We start from the raw sequence: 16,120 nt of genomic DNA on the forward strand, positions 1-16,120 counted from the left end.
CGGCTATGCTTGCCGGCCCCGGAGGAGAACCCATGGCCGAGATCCTTGTCCTGTACTACAGCCGCGGCGGCTCGGTGGCCGCGCTTGCCCGCCAGGTGGCGCGCGGCATCGGCGAGGTCGAGGGCATGTCCGCGCGCCTGCGCACCGTGCCGCCGGTGGCGCCGGTCACCGTGGTCGCGACCGCACCGGTGCCCGAGGAGGGCGCGCCCTATGTCGAAAGCCGCGATCTCGACGAGTGCGCCGGGCTGCTGCTCGGCAGCCCCACGCGCTTCGGCAACATGGCCGCGCCGATGAAGCATTTCATCGACGGCCTCGGCAGCGAGTGGGCCAGCGGCACCCTGGTCGGCAAGCCGGCCGCGGTGTTCACCTCGACCGCCACCATGCACGGCGGCCAGGAATCCACTCTGCTGACGATGATGCTGCCGCTGCTGCACCACGGCTGCGTGATCGCGGGCATCCCGTTCACCGAGCCGGGGCTGTCGGCGACGCGCACCGGCGGCACGCCCTACGGCGCCAGCCACGTCGCCGGCGGCGACAACGACCCGACGCCCAGCGACGAAGAGGCGCGACTGGCACGTGCGCTGGGGCGGCGGATCGCCAGTCTCGCAGCGAGGCTTTCCTGATGGCGTTGCCGGCATCCCGGGGCGTCCTCGGGGCCCTGCTGCTGGCCTTGGCGGCGCTGTTCGCCGCCTGGTTCGCGGATGACGCACGCTACCTGCAGGCGCTCGCGGTGTTCACGCTGCCGCCCCTGCTGCTCGGCATCGGCGTGCTCGCACGCCGGCGTACCGCCCCGTTCTGGGCCGGGGTGCTGGCCCTGGGCTGGTTCTGCCACGGCGTGATGCTGGCCTGGGAGCGGCCCGGCGACCGCGCCTGGGCGCTGGGCGAAGTACTGCTCGCGCTTGGCATCGTGTTTGCCGCGAACTGGCCGGGCCTGAGCGCGCGCTTCGGCGGGCCGGGCCGGGGGAAGGGAAACGACTAGAATGCGCAACCTGCCGACGCGCTGCTCCGGCCCGGCCGCATGCCTTTGAGGAACACCCGATGGAAGAACTCCTGATCGTCACCACCGGCGGCACGATCGACAAGGTCTACTTCGACGACAAGTCGGATTTCCAGGTCGGCGAACCGCAGATCGGGCGGATCCTCGAAGAGCTCGGGGTGGCGTTCCGCTTCCGGGTGATCCCTATCATCCGCAAGGATTCGCTGCACATCGACGATGCCGACCGCGAGCTGCTGCGCGCCACCATCGCGGCGCAGCAGGCGCGCCACGTACTGGTCACCCACGGCACCGACACCATGGTCGAGACCGCCAAGGCGCTGTCCTCGCTCGACGACAGGACCATCGTCCTCACCGGCGCGCTGAACCCGGCGCGCTTCCGCGGCTCGGACGCTGAGTTCAACATCGGCACCGCCGTGGGCGCCGTGCAATCGCTGCCGGCTGGCGTCTACATCGCCATGAACGGACGCATCTGGGACCCGCTCACCGTGCGCAAGAACGTCGCAGCCAACCGGTTCGAAGCAGCCTGACGCAGCAACGCGGCGGCGGCCTGTCGCGGCGCCGGTACCACGCAGGCTCCGATCAGGGTCGCGGCGGCATGGGCCGGGTGCGCGGCGGTCCGTCCGAAGGCGGCCGGGCCGGCGGCTGCGGCGTCCGCCGCACCCGCGTCTGCATGCCCAGTTCACCCATGAAGGCCAAGCCCAGGCGGGCGATGATGGTGGCATGCACTGCATCGCCGCCGAGGTTCTCGAGGGTGTCGTCCGGCGTGTGCAGGAGCGGGAAGAACGGCCCCTCGTCGTACATCGCCGCGGGGAACCCGGCCTGCGTCCAGGACGCGTGGTCGGAGCAGGCATAGCCGCAGCTCGAGTCGCTGCGGGTATGGCCCAGCGGCGCCAGGTAGACGTCGAACAGGTCCTTGAGGAACTGCACCAGCTGCGGGTGCGAGTTGTCGCTCATCACCCGGATGTCGCTGGCCGAGCCCGGCGCGCGGTAGTTGGTCATGTCCATCTGCAGCACGCCGACGACGTTGCGACCCTCGGCCGCGAAGTGCTGGGCGATGGCGCGCGAACCGCGCAGCCCGACTTCCTCAGCCGAGTAGCCCATGAACATCACCGTTCGCCGGGGCCGGTAGCCCTCGGCCATGGCGATGCGCAGTACTTCGGTGAGCGTCGCGATGCCCGACGCGTCGTCGTCGGCGCCCGGCGCGTCCATGTCGTCGCCGGAGCCGACGTAGGAAATCGAGTCCAGGTGGCCGCCCAGGACCACGATCTCGTCGGCGAGGTCGGTGCCCTGGATGGTGAGGATGACGGAAGGCTGGCCCGCGCAGTTGTTGCAGCTGGTGAACAGCTCGGCGCTGACATCGCCGCGGCCGGCGGCCAGCGCCAGCCACTGGTCGCGGATCCACAGCGGCGCGGCATGGCCGTGCGAGCTGGCGTAGTAGCGGTTGGGCCAGGCCGTGGACAGGTGCTGGATGGTGGCCCTGATCGCCGGCTCCGACACCTGCGGCAGCCAGCCCTCGATCAAGCGATGCTGGTCGATCGTGTACTCCGGCAGCGCCGCCCGCTGGCTGCGCAGCGCGGCGTCCGAGGCCACGAAGGCTTCAGCCTCGGCGCGCGTGGCGAAGGCGAAGAAGCCGCCGCAGCGACGCTCGACCTCGTGCACATGCCGGCTCAAGTCCGCGACCTGGTGTTCGCGCAGGGTGGCCAGCACCAGTTGCCGACCAAGCGCGTCGCGTCGCGGCGCGACCTGCCCGCTGAAGTCGCGCAGCGCGGCCTCGAAGGTACTGCGCTCGGCGACCACGTGCACCGGCGCCATCGGATCGAATACCGACGCTCCATGGTCGTGCGCCAGCACGGACGTCGCCGCAAGCAGCAGGCCGGCGGCCGCAACCGTCTTCGCCAGAATCCCGGTATTCATGGTCCACCCCCTCGCCGATGCTCTTGAACGCGATCATTGCACGTCACGACCGACCGGCGCCCCCACCTGCGACGGACGCAAAAGAAAAGGGTCTTCTCCCGATTGAGGAGAGACGTACGGCCGGCCCGGCGGAGTGGCTGTTTCTTCTCGAGGCTCCGGGTGATGACGTGACAGTTGGGGCCGGGAGCTGCTCCGTCCCGGTGCGCGCTGCCCGTCCCGCACACAGGGGGTGTGCTCCCCCGGCCTGTCCGCGTCCTGCTCCCAAGGCCGGCCGCCGGCCATCCATGGCCGGCTGTACGCACACCCCCTGTGCACGGGACGGGCCGTGGCGTTTCTTGGCTTCGGGACGGAGATCAGGAGCGGGCGCGCTCGCGCTCGTGGGCGTAGCTGTGGCGTGGCTGTGCTTGATCCGGTGACGCCGCCGGGTTTCAACGTCGGCGTCGCCGCTTCTTCCCCCGACCGCGACAAAGGTCCGGGCCCGCCGTGGATGCAGGGGGGATGCCCAGAGCCGGCCATGGATGGCCGGCGGCCGGATCTGGGAGCAGGACGCGAATAATCCGGCTGGGCATCCCCCCTGCGTCCACGGCGGGCGGCGCACACCTCCCGGAGCAATCAACCGGAAGCCCTATGCAAATCGGGAGAAAAACCAAAAAAAAGCGGCGGGCGGGTCACCCGCCCGCCGCCGCTGCAAAGTGGACCACTCCGCTCAGTACGAACCGACCACCGACACGCCCGAATAAGCGCTGTAGCCGCGCACCAGCACGTGCCATGTGCCTGCCGCCGGACTGTTGAAGGTGCAGGTCTCGGCGTTGCCCGCCCGATACGGCCTGCAGCTGTAGGTCGACGTGGTCGGCGCCGAGCCCTGGCGCACGTACAGGTCGACATCACCGCTGCCACCGGACGTCTGCACCCGCAGCTGGCTGCGGCCCGCCGGAACCTGGATCGTGTAGCGGCGCTCGCTGTTCGCCGCGCCCGACAGGCCGGTCACCGGCACGCCGTTCTGCAGCTGGCTGCCGCCGCCACCGCCGCCACCGGTGCTGTAGCTGCCGCTGAGGGTGACGCCCGAGAACGCCGAATACCCACGCAGCATCACGTGGTACGTGCCTGCCTGCGGCGCGGCGAAGCTGCAGCTCTCTGCGTTTCCGGAGCGGTAGGGGCGGCAGTCATAGGTCGATGTGGTCGGCTGCGAGCCCCGGCGCACGTAGAGGTCGAGGTCACCGCTGCCGCCGCTGGTGGCGATGTTGAGGTTGGTGGCGCCCGCGGGAACCGTGATCGTCCAGTACTGGGTGCTGCCGGAGCCACCGGAAATCCCGGTCACCGGCGTGCCGTTCGCAAGCTCGTTGTCGCCCGGGCCACCGGGATCCCCGCCACCACCGCCTGCCGCCGCGTCCACCGCCGCCTTGGCGTTGACGATGCCGGCACCGATCGGCTGCGACGGCGTGTTCGGGAAGGCCCTCGCCGTGCTCTTGATCAACGCCTCCACCTGGGCCGGGGTCTTGGCCGGGTTGGACACCGACTGGATCAGCGCGACCACGCCGGCCACGTGTGGCGCCGCCATCGAGGTACCGTCGTAGCTGGCATAGCTCTCGCTGCCCGGTCCCTGGCTACCGGTATTGAGCGTGGAATAGATGTTCGAGCCCGGCGCTGCGATGTCGACGATGGCGCCGTAGTTGGAGAAGCTCGAGCGTGCGCCGCTGCTGGTGATCGAGCCCACGGCGATGACGTTGCTACAGTTGGCCGGCGAGAAGCCCGAGGTGTTGGCGTTGCTGTTGCCCGCCGCGATCACGATGGTGGTGCCGCGGCCGACCGCGCCGTTGATGGCGCTCTGCATGGCGCTGCCGCAGCTGCCCGAGCCGCCAAGGCTGAGGTTGATGGCTTCCGCCGGGTTGGCATTGGCGGGCACGCCGCTGACCGAACCGCCCGAGGCCCAGATCACCGCATCGGCGATGTCGGAGTCGTAACCGCCGCCGCGACCGAGCACGCGCACCGGGACGATCTTGGCACCGTACGCGGTGCCGGCCACGCCCTTGGCGTTGTTGGTCACCGCCGCCACCGTTCCGGCAACGTGGGTGCCGTGCCAGCTGGACGCATAGCCGCCGGAGTAGTCGCCGGGATCGCTGGCGTCGTTGTCACGGCCGTTGCCGTCGCCGCCGACCGACGCCGAGGAGATGAAGTCGTAACCGGGCAACACGTTGGCGTTGAGGTCGCTGTGGTTGGTGATGCCGGTATCGAGCACCGCAACCACGGCGCCCGCGCCGCTGGTGGTATCCCAGGCCTGGGTGGCGCGGATGCCGCCGGAACCGGTGCCATAGCCCCACTGCTGGCTGAAATGGGTGTCGTTGGGGGTCATGACCAGCTTGTTGAGCTTGTCGACCTCGACATATTCAACGTTGGGATTGGCCGCGACCTGGCGCATCAGGCTCTCGGCCTCGACGCGGTCGAGCTTGCGGCTGGTGGTGATGACTTCGGCTCCCACCGCCATGCGGCGCTCGTGGCGCAGCATGAGCGGCGCGCCCCGTGCGCCTGCGGGCAGCATGCCGGCGGCCGACTTGAGGGCGGCATCGCGTTGCTTCGCGCTGGCCTGCTCGGGGCTGCCGTCGACATATTTGATGATGAAGCGATCGTGCTGTTCCGAAGCCTGCAGACCACTGAGGTTGATGCGCTCTGTGGCAAGTGCGGGTGCGGCGGCCAGAGAGACCAGGGCCACGGTCGTTGCAAGCGCGAGGGCGTGCAAACGCGCGCGGCGGAGCTTTTCGTCGGTCATGAGTGGTTTTCCCGGAGCGGTAGGCGTGCCGCACTTGGCGGCGTGGAGGCCGGCAGGGCACCGTTCCGGGAATCCCCTCCCCGTTGTGGCAACCGCCGGACGCGAAACGGACTGACGCTTTTCGTCCGCAAAGTGACGCTAAGCGACACTCGCGCTGCCACGCAAGCGGAAACAGGACGCAATCGGCAGCACCACATGCGCCACCGGTCACAGTTCAGGAATTTATATGTGGAAACAGGAGGGACGGGCCTTGCGCTCGCCGTCCGGATCAGAACATTCCGGTTTCCAGGCGCGCGGCCTCGGACATCATGTGCCGGGTCCACGGCGGGTCGAACACCAGCTCGACGTCGGCCTCGACAACGGTCGGGATCATCTCCAGCTTGTTGCGGACGTCGTCCACCAGGATGTCGCCCATGCCGCAGCCGGGTGCGGTCAGGGTCATGCTCACCTCGACCAGGCGCTGGCCGTCGTCGCGATGGGTCACCTTGGCCTCGTAGACCAGGCCAAGATCGACGATGTTGATCGGGATCTCCGGATCGAAGCAGGTCCGCATCTGCGACCACACCAGGCGCTCGACCTCGGCGTCGTCGGCGCCCTCTTCCAGCTCCAGCGGCTGCGGCGGCTCCTTGCCGATGGCGTCGGCGTCCTCCCCGGCGATGCGGAACAGGTTGCCCTCGACGAAGATCGTGAAACTGCCGCCCAAGGCCTGGGTGATGTAGCCCACGCTGCCGGCGGGCAGGGTGACCTCGTCGCCCTGCGGAACGAGCACTGCGGCGCAGTCGCGCTCCAGGCGGACGGGTTCACTGTTGCGGGAATACATGTGGGTGCTCGCGACGTTCCGGTGCGGGTCCACCATTCTACCGCCGCGCGGGGCGCTATCCTGTACCACCCCGCAAGGCGCTCTGTTCCATGCCCCCACCCCGATCCCGGCCCGTCGCGGCGCTGGCACTGGCGCTGGCCGGAAGCATCGGCATCGCAGCGGCCTGGGTGCTCGTCGCCCAGGCCACCGGCCGCCAGTGCAGCTGGATGGCGGTGGTCGCGGCGCTGGACGCCGCGCTGCTGCTGCGCATGGGCCGGCAACGCCCGGGCCTTGCCCGCGCACTCTGGGGCGTGCTGGCCACGGCGCTGACAATTGTCCTCGCGAACTGGGGGATCATCGCCACCGAGGTCGGGCGCATGCTTGGCCTGGCGCCGTGGGCGTCGATGGGCAAGCTCGGGTTCGATCACGCCTGGCTGCTGGCACGGATGGCCAACGATGCGGTTGCGCTGGCCTGGCTGGCCGCGGGGATGGTGGTGGCCGCAGTCGCAAGCCGCTGACCGGGGCACTCGGCGCCCCAGCCCACCCACCTGCGGTCCCGGTGTCCGCTCCCGCGGCCCATCGACACCGGCCTTTTTGACGCCGCGTCCTCAGTGGCCGCCGTCGAGCGCCTTGAGTTCGCTGACCAGGGCGCTGGCCATCTCCGAGCCGTCGCCGTAAAGCATGCGCGTGTTGTCCGCATAGAACAGCGCGTTTTCGATGCCCGCGAAGCCCTTGCCCTTCCCGCGCTTGATCACGATGGTGTTCTTCGAATCGACCACGTCGAGTATCGGCATGCCGTAGATGGGGCTGGCCGGGTCGGTCTTGGCCACCGGGTTGACCACGTCATTGGCGCCGATCACCAGACTGACGTCGGTGTTCTTGAACTCGGGGTTGATGTCGTCCATGTCGGTGATCAGGTCGTAGGGCACGCCGGCCTCGGCCAGCAGCACGTTCATGTGCCCGGGCATGCGCCCCGCGACCGGATGGATCGCGAACTTCACCTTCACCCCGCGCTCGATCAGGCGCTGGCTCAGCTCCCAGATCTTGTGCTGCGCCTGGGCCACGGCCATGCCGTAGCCGGGCACGATCACCACGCGCTCGGCGTAGGCCATCATCGCGGCGACGTCGGCGGCCTCGATCGGCTTCTGGCTGCCGGTGATCTCCGCGGCTTCGCCGGTGGCACCGAAGCTCGAGAACAGGACGCTGCCGATCGAACGGTTCATGGCCTTGGCCATCAGCCGGGTCAGCAGCATGCCGGCGGCACCGACCATGGTGCCGGCGATGATCAGCGCCTCGTTGCCGAGCACGTAGCCCTCGAAGGCCACCGCCAGCCCGGTCAGCGCGTTGTACAGCGAAATCACCACCGGCATGTCGGCGCCGCCGATGGGCAGGGTCATCAACACGCCCAGCGCCAGCGCGGCGACGAAGAACGCCACCACCAGGGGCACGCCCAGCGAATGCACCAGCATGCCGCCAAGCACAAGCGCGGCCACGAACACCGCGGCGTTGAACAGCTGCATGCCAGGGAAGCTGTAGCGCTTGTCCATGCGCCCGTCGAGCTTGGCCCAAGCGACCACCGAACCCGTCAGCGCCACCGAGCCGATCAGCGCGCCCAGCACCGCCAGCACCGGCACCACCACGCCGGGTGCCTGGCCCGCGTCCGTCCAGCGCAGCAGCTCGACCGCGCCGATCGCCGCCGCCGAGCCGCCGCCGAGGCCGTTGTACATGGCCACCATCTGCGGCATGTCGGTGATCGCGACCTTCTTGCCCGAGACCCAGGCCAGCACCGTGCCCAGCAGGAGCGCGACCACCATCAGCGCGACATTTTGCAGCCCCGGGATGAAGAAGGTGACCAGGGTCGCCAGCACCATGCCGACGCCAGCCCACTGGATGCCGCTGCGCGCGGTGCGCGGCGAGGCCATGCGCTGCATTCCAAGCAGGAACAGCGTGGCGGCGACCAGGTAGCTGGCCTTGATCACCAGCAGCAAGATCTCCTGGCCGCTCATGCGCCGCCCCCCTTGCCGCCGGCCTTCCCCTTTCCGCTGGGCTTGAACATCTCCAACATGCGCTCGGTGACGACGTAGCCACCGGCGGCATTGCCGGCACCCATCATCACCGCAACGAATCCGATCGCCTTCTCCAACGTGGTGTCGGCGTGTCCCAGCACGACCATTGCGCCGATCAGCACGATGCCGTGGATGAAGTTGGAACCCGACATCAGCGGCGTATGCAGGATGACCGGCACGCGCGAAATGATCACATGCCCGGCGATCGCCGCCAGCATGAAGATGTACAGCGCCACGAATCCATCGGCCATGCGTGCTCTCCCCGGAACTGCCCGTCCCGATCATAACCGTCCGGGCCGCCGCCGCCACGGTTGTCAACCACGGGCCGCGACGTGCGTTGTCAATGCCGATCCCATTGGATGCAGGTGGATGGACGGCAGCGTACAAGTGCATCGCAGCGGCACCGGGGTGGCTATGCTGGACGGCATGCCTGCCGATGCCGCCGCCACGGCCGTCGTGCCGCCCGTCAAGGCGGCCGGCGATGCCGAGACCCTCGAGGGCTTCCTCGACGGCATCGCCGCGCGCGCCTTCCGCTTTGCCGAGGCCGGCCTGCGCCACCGCGAGGACGCGATGGATGCGCTGCAGGACGCCATGATCAGGATGCTGGGCTACCGCGACCGCCCGGCGCAGGAATGGACGCCGCTGTTCTGGACGATCCTGCGCAGCCGGATCGTCGACACGCAGCGCCGGCGCACGCTGCGCCTGGGCTGGATGACCTCCGCCGACGAGCGCCAGGAGGCGGGGGTGGAATGGGCCGGCGACGAACCGGACCCGTCCCGCAGCCACGACGGCCAGGAGGCCTACGGAGAACTGGTTGCGGCGCTGCGCGACCTGCCCCGGCGCCAGCGCGAGGCCTTCACCCTGCGCGTGCTGGAGGAGCTCGACGTGGCGACGACCGCCCGCGTCATGGGCTGCGGCGAAGGCTCGGTCAAGACACACCTGTCACGCGCACGCATCGCGCTGCAGAAGCGATTGGAGGATTTCCGATGAACGACCCGCGCCACGACGATTTCGACCGCAGGATGCGCCTGCTGCACGCGCGCGCCGTCGAACAGGTGCCCTCGCGCACCACTTACCAGCTGCGCATCCGCCGTGAGGCCGCGGCGCGTGCGCCGGCCAGCCGCGGTGGCAGCAGGGGTTGGTGGCTGGCCGCGGCCGCCACGGCGACCGCCGTGTTCGCACTCGCCATCGGCCTGCGCCAGCCCGAGCCGTCGTTCCTGCCCGCGGACGGCGACGTTCCGGCGCTGGCCTCGGCTGCCGAGGCGGTGCAGGCGGCGGACTACGAGGAAAGCTTCGCCACGCTCGACGAAGACCCCGACCTGTACCTGTGGCTCGCAGCCCAGGACAGCCTGATCCTGGCCATGGAGTGATGACCGTGCCGAACTTCCGCACCCGATCGATCGCCGCTGCCCTGCTGGCCCTGGCCCTGGCCACCGCCCTGCCGGCGGTGGCGCAGCCGGCACAGCCCGCCGCGGCGCTGCCCGCCTGGGACGAACTCACGACCGCCCAGCGCGAGACCCTGGTCGCGCCCATGCGCCAGCGCTGGAACGACCATCCCGAAAAGCGCGCCCACATGCTGTCCCATGCCGAGCGCTGGCAGGAGATGGACCCCGGGCAGCGCGAGCGCGCACGCCGCGGCGCCCACCGCTGGCAGCAGATGGAACCTGAAAAGCGCGAAGCGATGCGCGCGCTCTACTCGCGCATGAAGGCCCTGCCCGAGGCCGAGCGCGAGGCGCTCCGCACGCAGTGGAAGGCGATGAGCCCGGAGCAGCGCCGAGCTTGGGTGAAGATCAATCCGGCACCGCCGGAGCGGTCGCGGGAGCGCTGAAAACCAGGGTAGCTGCACGCGGGATGGAGTCGCGGCCATGGCCGCTCCCACACGCGAATGGCGGCGCACACAAGCCGGTTGTTCAGGCGTCGCGGGGTGGCCAGACGGTCTTGGCCAGCAGCTCGTCGTCCCAGTCGAACGTCATCGCACCTTCCGACACCAGCAGGCTGGCGAAGTTGTACGCGTTGCGCGCGAACATCTCGCTGGCATGCAGCGCGCCGCTGCTGGCCAGGTTCAGCGGCCCGGCCACGGTGACGCCACCGGCATCCACGGTTTCACCCGGGCGGGTCAGCTCGCAGTTGCCGCCGGTTTCGGCGGCGAGGTCCACGATCACGCTGCCCGGCGCCATGCCCGCGACCATGTCCGCGGTAATGATCTTCGGTGCCGGGCGACCGGGCACCGCGGCGGTGCAGACGATGACATCGATGTTGCGCAGGTGCTCGCCCAGGCGACGCTGCTGCTCGGCGCGTTCCTCATCGGTCAGCGCACGCGCGTAGCCGCCCTCGCCCGCCGCACTCACGCCAAGGTCGAGGAAGCGGCCGCCCAGCGATTCGATCTGCTCGCGCGTCTCCGGGCGCACGTCGAAGCACTCGACCTGCGCACCCAGCCGGCGCGCGGTGGCCACGGCCTGCAATCCGGCCACGCCGGCGCCGACCACCAGCAGCTTCGAGGGACGGATGGTGCCGGCCGCGGTAGTGAGCATCGGGAAGAAGCGCGGCGCCAGCTGGGCGGCGATCAGCACCGCCTTGTAGCCGGCCATGCCGGCCTGCGAGCTGAGGATGTCCATGGCCTGCGCGCGCGTGGTGCGCGGCAGCCGTTCCAACGGGAAAGCAACCAGGCCCCGCGCGCGGATGGCGTCGGCGCGCGGCTGGTCGGCGTCGGGCTGCAGCTGGCCGATGATCGCCGCGCCCTCGCGCAGCGTCGCCAATACCGCCGTTGGCGGCGCCTGCACGCAGAGCACCAGATCGGCACCGGACAGGGCGGCCGCGGTATCGTCGACCAGCGTGGCGCCGGCGGCGGCATAGGCGGCGTCGGGAAAATGCGCCAGCGCGCCGAGGCCGCGCTCGATGGTGACGGTTGCGCCGGCGGCGACCAGCTTTTTGCAGGTTTCCGGGGTCAAGGCGACCCTTCGCTCACCGGGCGCGGTTTCGCGCGCAACTCCAATGCCTACTGCCATGCCCGCTCCCCGGTGTCCGCTCCGGCCCATCCTAGCGAATGTCCCGGGCGTGCGCGATGCACCGCCTTCAGTCCGGCTGCGCGGCGCCCGCCAGTTCGCGCAGCACGGCTTCCACCGGCCTCGCCAGCAGGTGCCCGGCAGCGAGGGCCGCATCCAGTTCGTCCGCGGCCCTCGCTGCCCTGCACCAGCCAGCGGCCGGCCCATGCGCTGACGCAGGACCAGACCGCACCCGGCGCCATGCGCGGCGTCGCTGCCTCCGCCCCGGCGCCACGAGGACGCCACCGGCTCCAGCGCTTCGTGTCCGGGCCAGGCCGGGACGCCAGCCATGCGCACGCCCTGTGCGAGCAGGGCCGCACCCGTGCTGGCACCATCAATCGCGTACCCGCCCTTGGCGAGCGCGGCGTTGAGCCAGGCATAGGCATCGGTGAGCGGAGCGATGCACAGACGTTCGTATTCGGCGGCGACGCGGACCCGCTGCCGTCAGCCGCCGCGGCGGCTATTTGCCGCCGACGGCCTGCTTTTTCGGGTTGAGGCGTTGCCAGACCTGTCGCATGGCTTCGTCGAAGGGCGCATCGGTCGAACGCACCACCACCAGGCCCGCGGCGATCAGTGCCGTGAGTTCCTCTGGCGACACCACCATCCTGCGCGCACCTCGGCGGTTGACGATCAGGAAACGTCCGGTCAGCGGGCTGATCCACGCGATCCGCCCCGCGGTTTCATGGCCATCCTCGTCCACCAGCCGAAGGCCCTGCCCCACCCGGAGCCGGCGCATGCGCGCAGCGACCTCGGGATCGAACTCAAGGGTATCGGTGCCACCGGCGAGTTGCAGGCCGGCCAGCGCCGGCTCGTCGGCACCGGGATCGACATCGTCCACTGCGGCTTCGGGATGATGGACCTGGCGCGGCGCGTCGGGCAGACCCAGCGCCGAGATGATCCTCGCCATCGCGTCACGGGCCCCGGTGGCGTCCATGCCGCAGTTGGAATAGCACTCGCCCAGTGGCACCTGCAGCGCCAGCAGCTGCTCGGCAACCACGCGCCCGCGGGCGTGGAAGGCGTCGGCATCCACCTGCACCATGGCGTCGCCAAGGGCGATGGCCTGGTGGTGGCGCGCGGTGCCTGCGCCGTCGCGCAGCCAGGACTGGGTGAGGTGGTGGCGCCAGTGGCGGTCGAGGAACTGTGCCACCGGCGCGGTCAGCGCGCGGTCCGACAGCCGCGACGCGACGAGGTCGGCGGCGTGCGCGCGCGCCTGCTGCAGCCGTTCGCGGCCGTGGATGGCCTCGCCTGCGCGTTTCTCGGCCAGGTCGGTGCGTCGGCGCTGCTGCTCGAGCTGGTCGCGCAGCTCGCTGGCGGCGAGTTCGAAGATCGCCTGGTCGTCGTCGTATTCGTCGACCACCCGGTCAACCGCACGTTCTGCGTGATCCAGGGTCTCGCGGTCCTGCGGCGTTTCGCCGACGTTGCCGTCGCAGGCCTCGGTCAGCACGTCGAGCAGGCGCCGCGCCGGGTGGCTGCGGCGGTTGAACATGGAATCGTCGGTAAGCGCGACCTTGAGATAGGGCACCACAAGGCGCCCGAAGAAGTCGCGCGCCCGGTCTTCGAGGTCATTGGCGTCGTTGATGGAGCTGAAGAGCATGCCGACAAGGTCGATCGCGTCCTCTTCGTCGACGCTGAAGTGGGTGGCGTCGGCGTCGAAACCCAGCTGGCGCACGCCGCCGAGGATCGCTTCGCGCATGACCCGGGTCAGTTCGCGGGCGTCGCTGGCGGCCAGCGCCCTGGCGTAGGGTGCGGTGTCATCGCCCTGCAGGATCTGGGCCACGTTCAGCAGGTCCTCGGTGCGCAGGACCTCGACTCCGTCGTCCACGGCCTGGTCCGGCTGCGACCCGTCATCGTCCACGGCCCCTGCGATATCCGCGGCACCTGCCGCCCGCCAGCTGGCCAACTGCTCGCGGACGACGTCGCGATAGCGCGGAGGACGACCTTCGGCGGGCGCGGCATGTGCAGCGGCCGCGATCGAAGAGCCGACGCCACCGTTGCCGTTGCCGTTGCCGACATTGCCTGCGCCGCCCGTCGCACCATTGCTGGCGTGGCCGAGGCCATGGCCCTGGCCGTGGCTGTTGTTGCCGCCACCAACACCGCCCCGGCCGCCGCCGATGTGTTCCACCGTGCCGCCATCCGGCACCCAGCCTTCGCCGGGGTCGCCCGCATGGGACCTTGCCCCGGCCTGCCCTGCGACGGCAGCACGCGAACCGACGGAGCCACCACCGGAGCCACCACCCGAACCGGCCTCCGCCCGTCCACGGCCGGAGCTGCCGGCACCACTGCGGGACTGGAAGCCGAAGCCGGCATCCTCAAGCATCTCGTTGAGCTTTTCATAAAGCTCGCCAAGCACCTCGGGCAGGCGCTTGTCGAAATGATTGAACACCAGCGGACGCAGGCCACGGGTGAGGTCTTCGGCACCGAACAGGCCGACGAAGGCCGCCACGGCCGCCGTCGGCCGCACCGGGCTGGCGCGCTTGCCCTCGACGCCCAGCGCTGCAGCCAGGGCTTGCAGGCGCTCATCAAGCTGCTCCAGCGGATGCAGGAACTGGTGGTCGAGAAGCTCGGTGGTGTGCTGGCCGGCGAGGTGGATCTCGAGTTCGCCTTCCGACATCAGGCTGAGCGACTTGTCCTCGCCCTGCTCGACCGGCGGCTTGCGCCAGGCGTCGAATTCGCGCTCCAGCGACTCCCGGTAGCGCGTGGCCAGGTCGAGCGCGCGGTGTCCGAGCGCCATGACCGCCATGCGATCGTCCTGCGCACCGCTGTAGTCATGGCCGGCCAGCGCCTCGAGGCGCACCTGCTCTTCGATCGTGCCCCAGAAGCCCGACAGCACTCCGCCCAGCGCGGTGACCGACTCGCGCCTGAGCGCGTCGAACAGGCGCACGGGGTCGCGCAGCGAGCCGTGGCGCGTCTTGGACAGGTAGGCGGAAGGTTCTTCTGCGATCATCAGGGGATGCGGCCGGTGCTGGGGGATGCACCCACACCTACCATCCCTGAATGGAGCCTTCCAAGTCTGTGACTGCAATCTCAAATAGCCCCGCCCCTTTCTTCCTGCAGGCCCTGGACGCACGGCGCTCGGTGCCCGCCAGGCAACTCGCCGAGCCCGGCCCGGATGCCGCCACGCTGCAGCGCATGCTCGCCTCGGCCGTGCGCGTGCCTGATCACGGCAAGCGCGTGCCGTTCCGTTTCCTGGCAATCACAGGCGACGCACGCCATGCGCTGGGGGAAGCGGTCGCCGACCGTGGCCTGCGCTTGCGCCCCGTTGCCGGCGACGCCGCGGCCGCCAAGGATCGCGCCCGCTTTTCGCACGCGCCGCTGGTGCTCGTGGTGGTTGCGGTCCTGGATCCCGGCGACGACGCAATACCGGAGCAGGAACGCCTGCTCACCGCCGGCTGCACCTGCTTCGCCCTGCTGCAGGCCGCACAGGGGCTGGGCTTCGGCGCCACCTGGCTCACCGGCTGGCCGGCCTACGACCCGGAAGTGCGTGCCCTGCTCGGGCTCGGCGCGGACGAACGCATCGCCGGCTTCATCCACGTCGGCAGCCCGCAGTCCGAAGCGCGCGAGCGCGAGCGGCCGGACCCGGTCGCGCTGCTGCAAGAGTGGACCCCGCCGGCGTGAGCACGCCGGCGCCCCCGCTGTACCTGGTCGACGCCAGCCTGTACGTGTTCCGGGCCTGGCACTCGATGCCGGCCGACGGTTTCCACGACGCCGACGGCTGGCCGACCAACGCGGTGCACGGCTTCGCCCGCTTCCTGCTCGACCTGCTGGAGCGCGAGCGCCCGCGGCACATCGCAATCGCCTTCGACGAGGCCCTGGACTCCTGCTTCCGCAACGCGCTGTACCCGGCCTACAAGGCCAATCGCGCCCCGGCGCCGGCCGAACTCAAGCGCCAGTTCGCCTACTGCAAGTCGCTGTGCGCAGCGCTCGGCCTGCCCATCCTTGCGCACCGCGAATACGAAGCCGACGACCTCATCGGCAGCGCCCTGGTGCAGGCCCGCGGCGACGGTTACCGGGGCGTGATCGTGTCCGCGGACAAGGACCTGTCGCAGCTGCTCGAAGAGGGTGACGAACAGTGGGACTACGCCCGCGGCCAGCGCTGGGGCGCGGGCGGGGTCAAGGCGCGGCAGGGCGTGCATGCCCACCAGGTCGCCGATTTCCTCGCGCTGTGCGGCGATGCGGTAGACAACATCCCGGGCGTTCCCGGCATCGGCAGCAAGACCGCGGCGGTGCTGCTGGGGCATTTCGGCAGCCTGGACATCCTCCTGGAACGCATCGACGAGGTCGCATTCCTGCGCCTGCGCGGCGCAGCGCAGGTGGCCGCGCGTCTGCGCGAACATCGCGAGCAGGCCCTGCTCTGCCGGCAGCTGTCGACGATCTCCTGCGATGCGCCCCTGGCCGACGCCGTGCCGCCCTTCGCACGCACGCTGCCCGATCCAGGCGCCGTGTCCGCCTTCGCCGACGCGCTCGGCTTCGGACCGATGACGCGGCGACGGCTGGATGCGGTGGGCGACACCTCCACCACCGCCACCCCACGGGGTTAGG

General features: G+C 70.2%; 16 protein-coding genes and 1 pseudogene. 9 read left to right on the plus strand and 8 right to left on the minus strand.

Annotated elements, in window-relative coordinates:
- The first annotated feature begins 32 nt into the window (after positions 1 to 32).
- The 3 genes from wrbA to ACW7G5_RS13930 are packed head-to-tail and all read left to right on the plus strand — an operon-like array spanning position 33 to position 1,524.
- A complete protein-coding gene (wrbA, locus tag ACW7G5_RS13920) occupies positions 33 to 623 on the plus strand; it encodes an NAD(P)H:quinone oxidoreductase (RefSeq protein WP_457005484.1) in 591 nt (196 codons plus the stop codon).
- Positions 623 to 979, plus strand: coding sequence for a DUF2069 domain-containing protein (locus ACW7G5_RS13925; RefSeq protein ID WP_457005486.1), 357 nt, complete (start codon positions 623 to 625; stop codon positions 977 to 979). Before wrbA ends, ACW7G5_RS13925 begins: the two co-directional genes overlap by 1 nt.
- A 59-nt stretch (positions 980 to 1,038) precedes the next feature.
- On the plus strand, positions 1,039 to 1,524 hold the full coding sequence (locus tag ACW7G5_RS13930) for an asparaginase domain-containing protein (RefSeq protein WP_457005488.1): 486 nt from the start codon (positions 1,039 to 1,041) through the stop codon (positions 1,522 to 1,524).
- A 52-nt stretch (positions 1,525 to 1,576) separates the two neighbouring features.
- Here ACW7G5_RS13930 and ACW7G5_RS13935 read toward each other — a convergent pair whose 3' ends face one another.
- From ACW7G5_RS13935 to sufT, 4 genes and pseudogenes are all read right to left on the minus strand, one after another.
- Positions 1,577 to 2,911, minus strand: coding sequence for a M20/M25/M40 family metallo-hydrolase (locus ACW7G5_RS13935; RefSeq protein WP_457005490.1), 1,335 nt, complete (start codon positions 2,909 to 2,911; stop codon positions 1,577 to 1,579).
- 706 nt (positions 2,912 to 3,617) lie between these two features.
- Positions 3,618 to 3,905, minus strand: a complete 288-nt coding sequence (locus tag ACW7G5_RS13940) for a PPC domain-containing protein (RefSeq protein WP_457005610.1) — start codon at positions 3,903 to 3,905, stop codon at positions 3,618 to 3,620.
- 45 nt (positions 3,906 to 3,950) lie between these two features.
- A pseudogene (locus ACW7G5_RS13945) lies at positions 3,951 to 5,675 on the minus strand (S8 family peptidase); the annotation flags it as partial.
- Positions 5,676 to 5,943: 268 nt separating this feature from the next.
- Positions 5,944 to 6,495 carry a putative Fe-S cluster assembly protein SufT gene (gene sufT / locus ACW7G5_RS13950; protein WP_457005492.1) on the minus strand — a complete coding sequence of 184 codons (552 nt, stop codon included), beginning with the start codon at positions 6,493 to 6,495 and terminating at the stop codon, positions 5,944 to 5,946.
- An 89-nt stretch (positions 6,496 to 6,584) separates the two neighbouring features.
- On the opposite strand from sufT, the gene ACW7G5_RS13955 reads away from it, so the two are divergent.
- Positions 6,585 to 6,992 (plus strand): hypothetical protein, encoded by a 408-nt coding sequence (locus tag ACW7G5_RS13955; protein WP_457005494.1) that lies wholly within the window; start codon positions 6,585 to 6,587, stop codon positions 6,990 to 6,992.
- Positions 6,993 to 7,082: 90 nt separating this feature from the next.
- Here ACW7G5_RS13955 and ACW7G5_RS13960 read toward each other — a convergent pair whose 3' ends face one another.
- Positions 7,083 to 8,480: an NAD(P)(+) transhydrogenase (Re/Si-specific) subunit beta gene (locus ACW7G5_RS13960; RefSeq protein ID WP_457005496.1), complete on the minus strand. Its 1,398-nt coding sequence runs from the start codon at positions 8,478 to 8,480 to the stop codon at positions 7,083 to 7,085.
- Positions 8,477 to 8,791, minus strand: a complete 315-nt coding sequence (locus ACW7G5_RS13965; RefSeq protein ID WP_457005498.1) for an NAD(P) transhydrogenase subunit alpha — start codon at positions 8,789 to 8,791, stop codon at positions 8,477 to 8,479. Before ACW7G5_RS13965 ends, ACW7G5_RS13960 begins: the two co-directional genes overlap by 4 nt.
- Before the next feature lie 163 nt (positions 8,792 to 8,954).
- Between ACW7G5_RS13965 and ACW7G5_RS13970 the strand changes: the two genes are divergently transcribed.
- From ACW7G5_RS13970 to ACW7G5_RS13980, 3 genes are read left to right on the plus strand one after another with little or no spacing between them, the layout of a single operon-like run.
- Complete coding sequence (locus tag ACW7G5_RS13970) at positions 8,955 to 9,530, plus strand: RNA polymerase sigma factor (protein ID WP_457005612.1); 576 nt, start codon at positions 8,955 to 8,957, stop codon at positions 9,528 to 9,530.
- Positions 9,527 to 9,910, plus strand: coding sequence for a hypothetical protein (locus tag ACW7G5_RS13975; RefSeq protein WP_457005500.1), 384 nt, complete (start codon positions 9,527 to 9,529; stop codon positions 9,908 to 9,910). Before ACW7G5_RS13970 ends, ACW7G5_RS13975 begins: the two co-directional genes overlap by 4 nt.
- Positions 9,911 to 9,915: 5 nt before the next feature.
- Complete coding sequence (locus tag ACW7G5_RS13980) at positions 9,916 to 10,368, plus strand: DUF3106 domain-containing protein (protein ID WP_457005502.1); 453 nt, start codon at positions 9,916 to 9,918, stop codon at positions 10,366 to 10,368.
- 82 nt (positions 10,369 to 10,450) lie between these two features.
- Here the strand turns inward: ACW7G5_RS13980 and ACW7G5_RS13985 are convergent, their stop codons facing one another.
- Together ACW7G5_RS13985 and ACW7G5_RS13990 are read right to left on the minus strand one after the other, a co-directional pair.
- The gene (locus ACW7G5_RS13985) at positions 10,451 to 11,545 is read right to left on the minus strand and encodes an NAD(P) transhydrogenase subunit alpha (RefSeq protein ID WP_457005504.1); all 1,095 of its coding nucleotides are present in this window, start codon (positions 11,543 to 11,545) and stop codon (positions 10,451 to 10,453) included.
- A gap of 496 nt (positions 11,546 to 12,041) precedes the next feature.
- Entirely contained in the window at positions 12,042 to 14,525 is a 2,484-nt protein-coding gene (locus ACW7G5_RS13990) for a DUF1631 family protein (RefSeq protein WP_457005505.1), read from the minus strand.
- A gap of 50 nt (positions 14,526 to 14,575) precedes the next feature.
- On the opposite strand from ACW7G5_RS13990, the gene ACW7G5_RS13995 reads away from it, so the two are divergent.
- Both ACW7G5_RS13995 and ACW7G5_RS14000 read left to right on the plus strand, forming a co-directional pair.
- Positions 14,576 to 15,196, plus strand: coding sequence for a nitroreductase family protein (locus ACW7G5_RS13995; RefSeq protein ID WP_457005507.1), 621 nt, complete (start codon positions 14,576 to 14,578; stop codon positions 15,194 to 15,196).
- Positions 15,178 to 16,119 (plus strand): 5'-3' exonuclease, encoded by a 942-nt coding sequence (locus tag ACW7G5_RS14000; protein WP_457005509.1) that lies wholly within the window; start codon positions 15,178 to 15,180, stop codon positions 16,117 to 16,119. Before ACW7G5_RS13995 ends, ACW7G5_RS14000 begins: the two co-directional genes overlap by 19 nt.
- Position 16,120: the final 1 nt, after the last annotated feature.

The organism is Luteimonas sp. A501 (assembly GCF_054052085.1).

Coding starts and splice junctions, on each gene's coding strand:
- wrbA (WP_457005484.1), top strand. CDS start 33: ATGGCCGAGATCCTTGTCCTGTACTACAGCCGCGGCGGCTCGGTGGCC.
- ACW7G5_RS13925 (WP_457005486.1), top strand. CDS start 623: ATGGCGTTGCCGGCATCCCGGGGCGTCCTCGGGGCCCTGCTGCTGGCC.
- ACW7G5_RS13930 (WP_457005488.1), top strand. CDS start 1,039: ATGGAAGAACTCCTGATCGTCACCACCGGCGGCACGATCGACAAGGTC.
- ACW7G5_RS13935 (WP_457005490.1), bottom strand. CDS start 2,911: ATGAATACCGGGATTCTGGCGAAGACGGTTGCGGCCGCCGGCCTGCTG.
- sufT (WP_457005492.1), bottom strand. CDS start 6,495: ATGTATTCCCGCAACAGTGAACCCGTCCGCCTGGAGCGCGACTGCGCC.
- ACW7G5_RS13955 (WP_457005494.1), top strand. CDS start 6,585: ATGCCCCCACCCCGATCCCGGCCCGTCGCGGCGCTGGCACTGGCGCTG.
- ACW7G5_RS13960 (WP_457005496.1), bottom strand. CDS start 8,480: ATGAGCGGCCAGGAGATCTTGCTGCTGGTGATCAAGGCCAGCTACCTG.
- ACW7G5_RS13965 (WP_457005498.1), bottom strand. CDS start 8,791: ATGGCCGATGGATTCGTGGCGCTGTACATCTTCATGCTGGCGGCGATC.
- ACW7G5_RS13970 (WP_457005612.1), top strand. CDS start 8,955: ATGCTGGACGGCATGCCTGCCGATGCCGCCGCCACGGCCGTCGTGCCG.
- ACW7G5_RS13975 (WP_457005500.1), top strand. CDS start 9,527: ATGAACGACCCGCGCCACGACGATTTCGACCGCAGGATGCGCCTGCTG.
- ACW7G5_RS13985 (WP_457005504.1), bottom strand. CDS start 11,545: ATGGCAGTAGGCATTGGAGTTGCGCGCGAAACCGCGCCCGGTGAGCGA.
- ACW7G5_RS13990 (WP_457005505.1), bottom strand. CDS start 14,525: ATGATCGCAGAAGAACCTTCCGCCTACCTGTCCAAGACGCGCCACGGC.
- ACW7G5_RS13995 (WP_457005507.1), top strand. CDS start 14,576: ATGGAGCCTTCCAAGTCTGTGACTGCAATCTCAAATAGCCCCGCCCCT.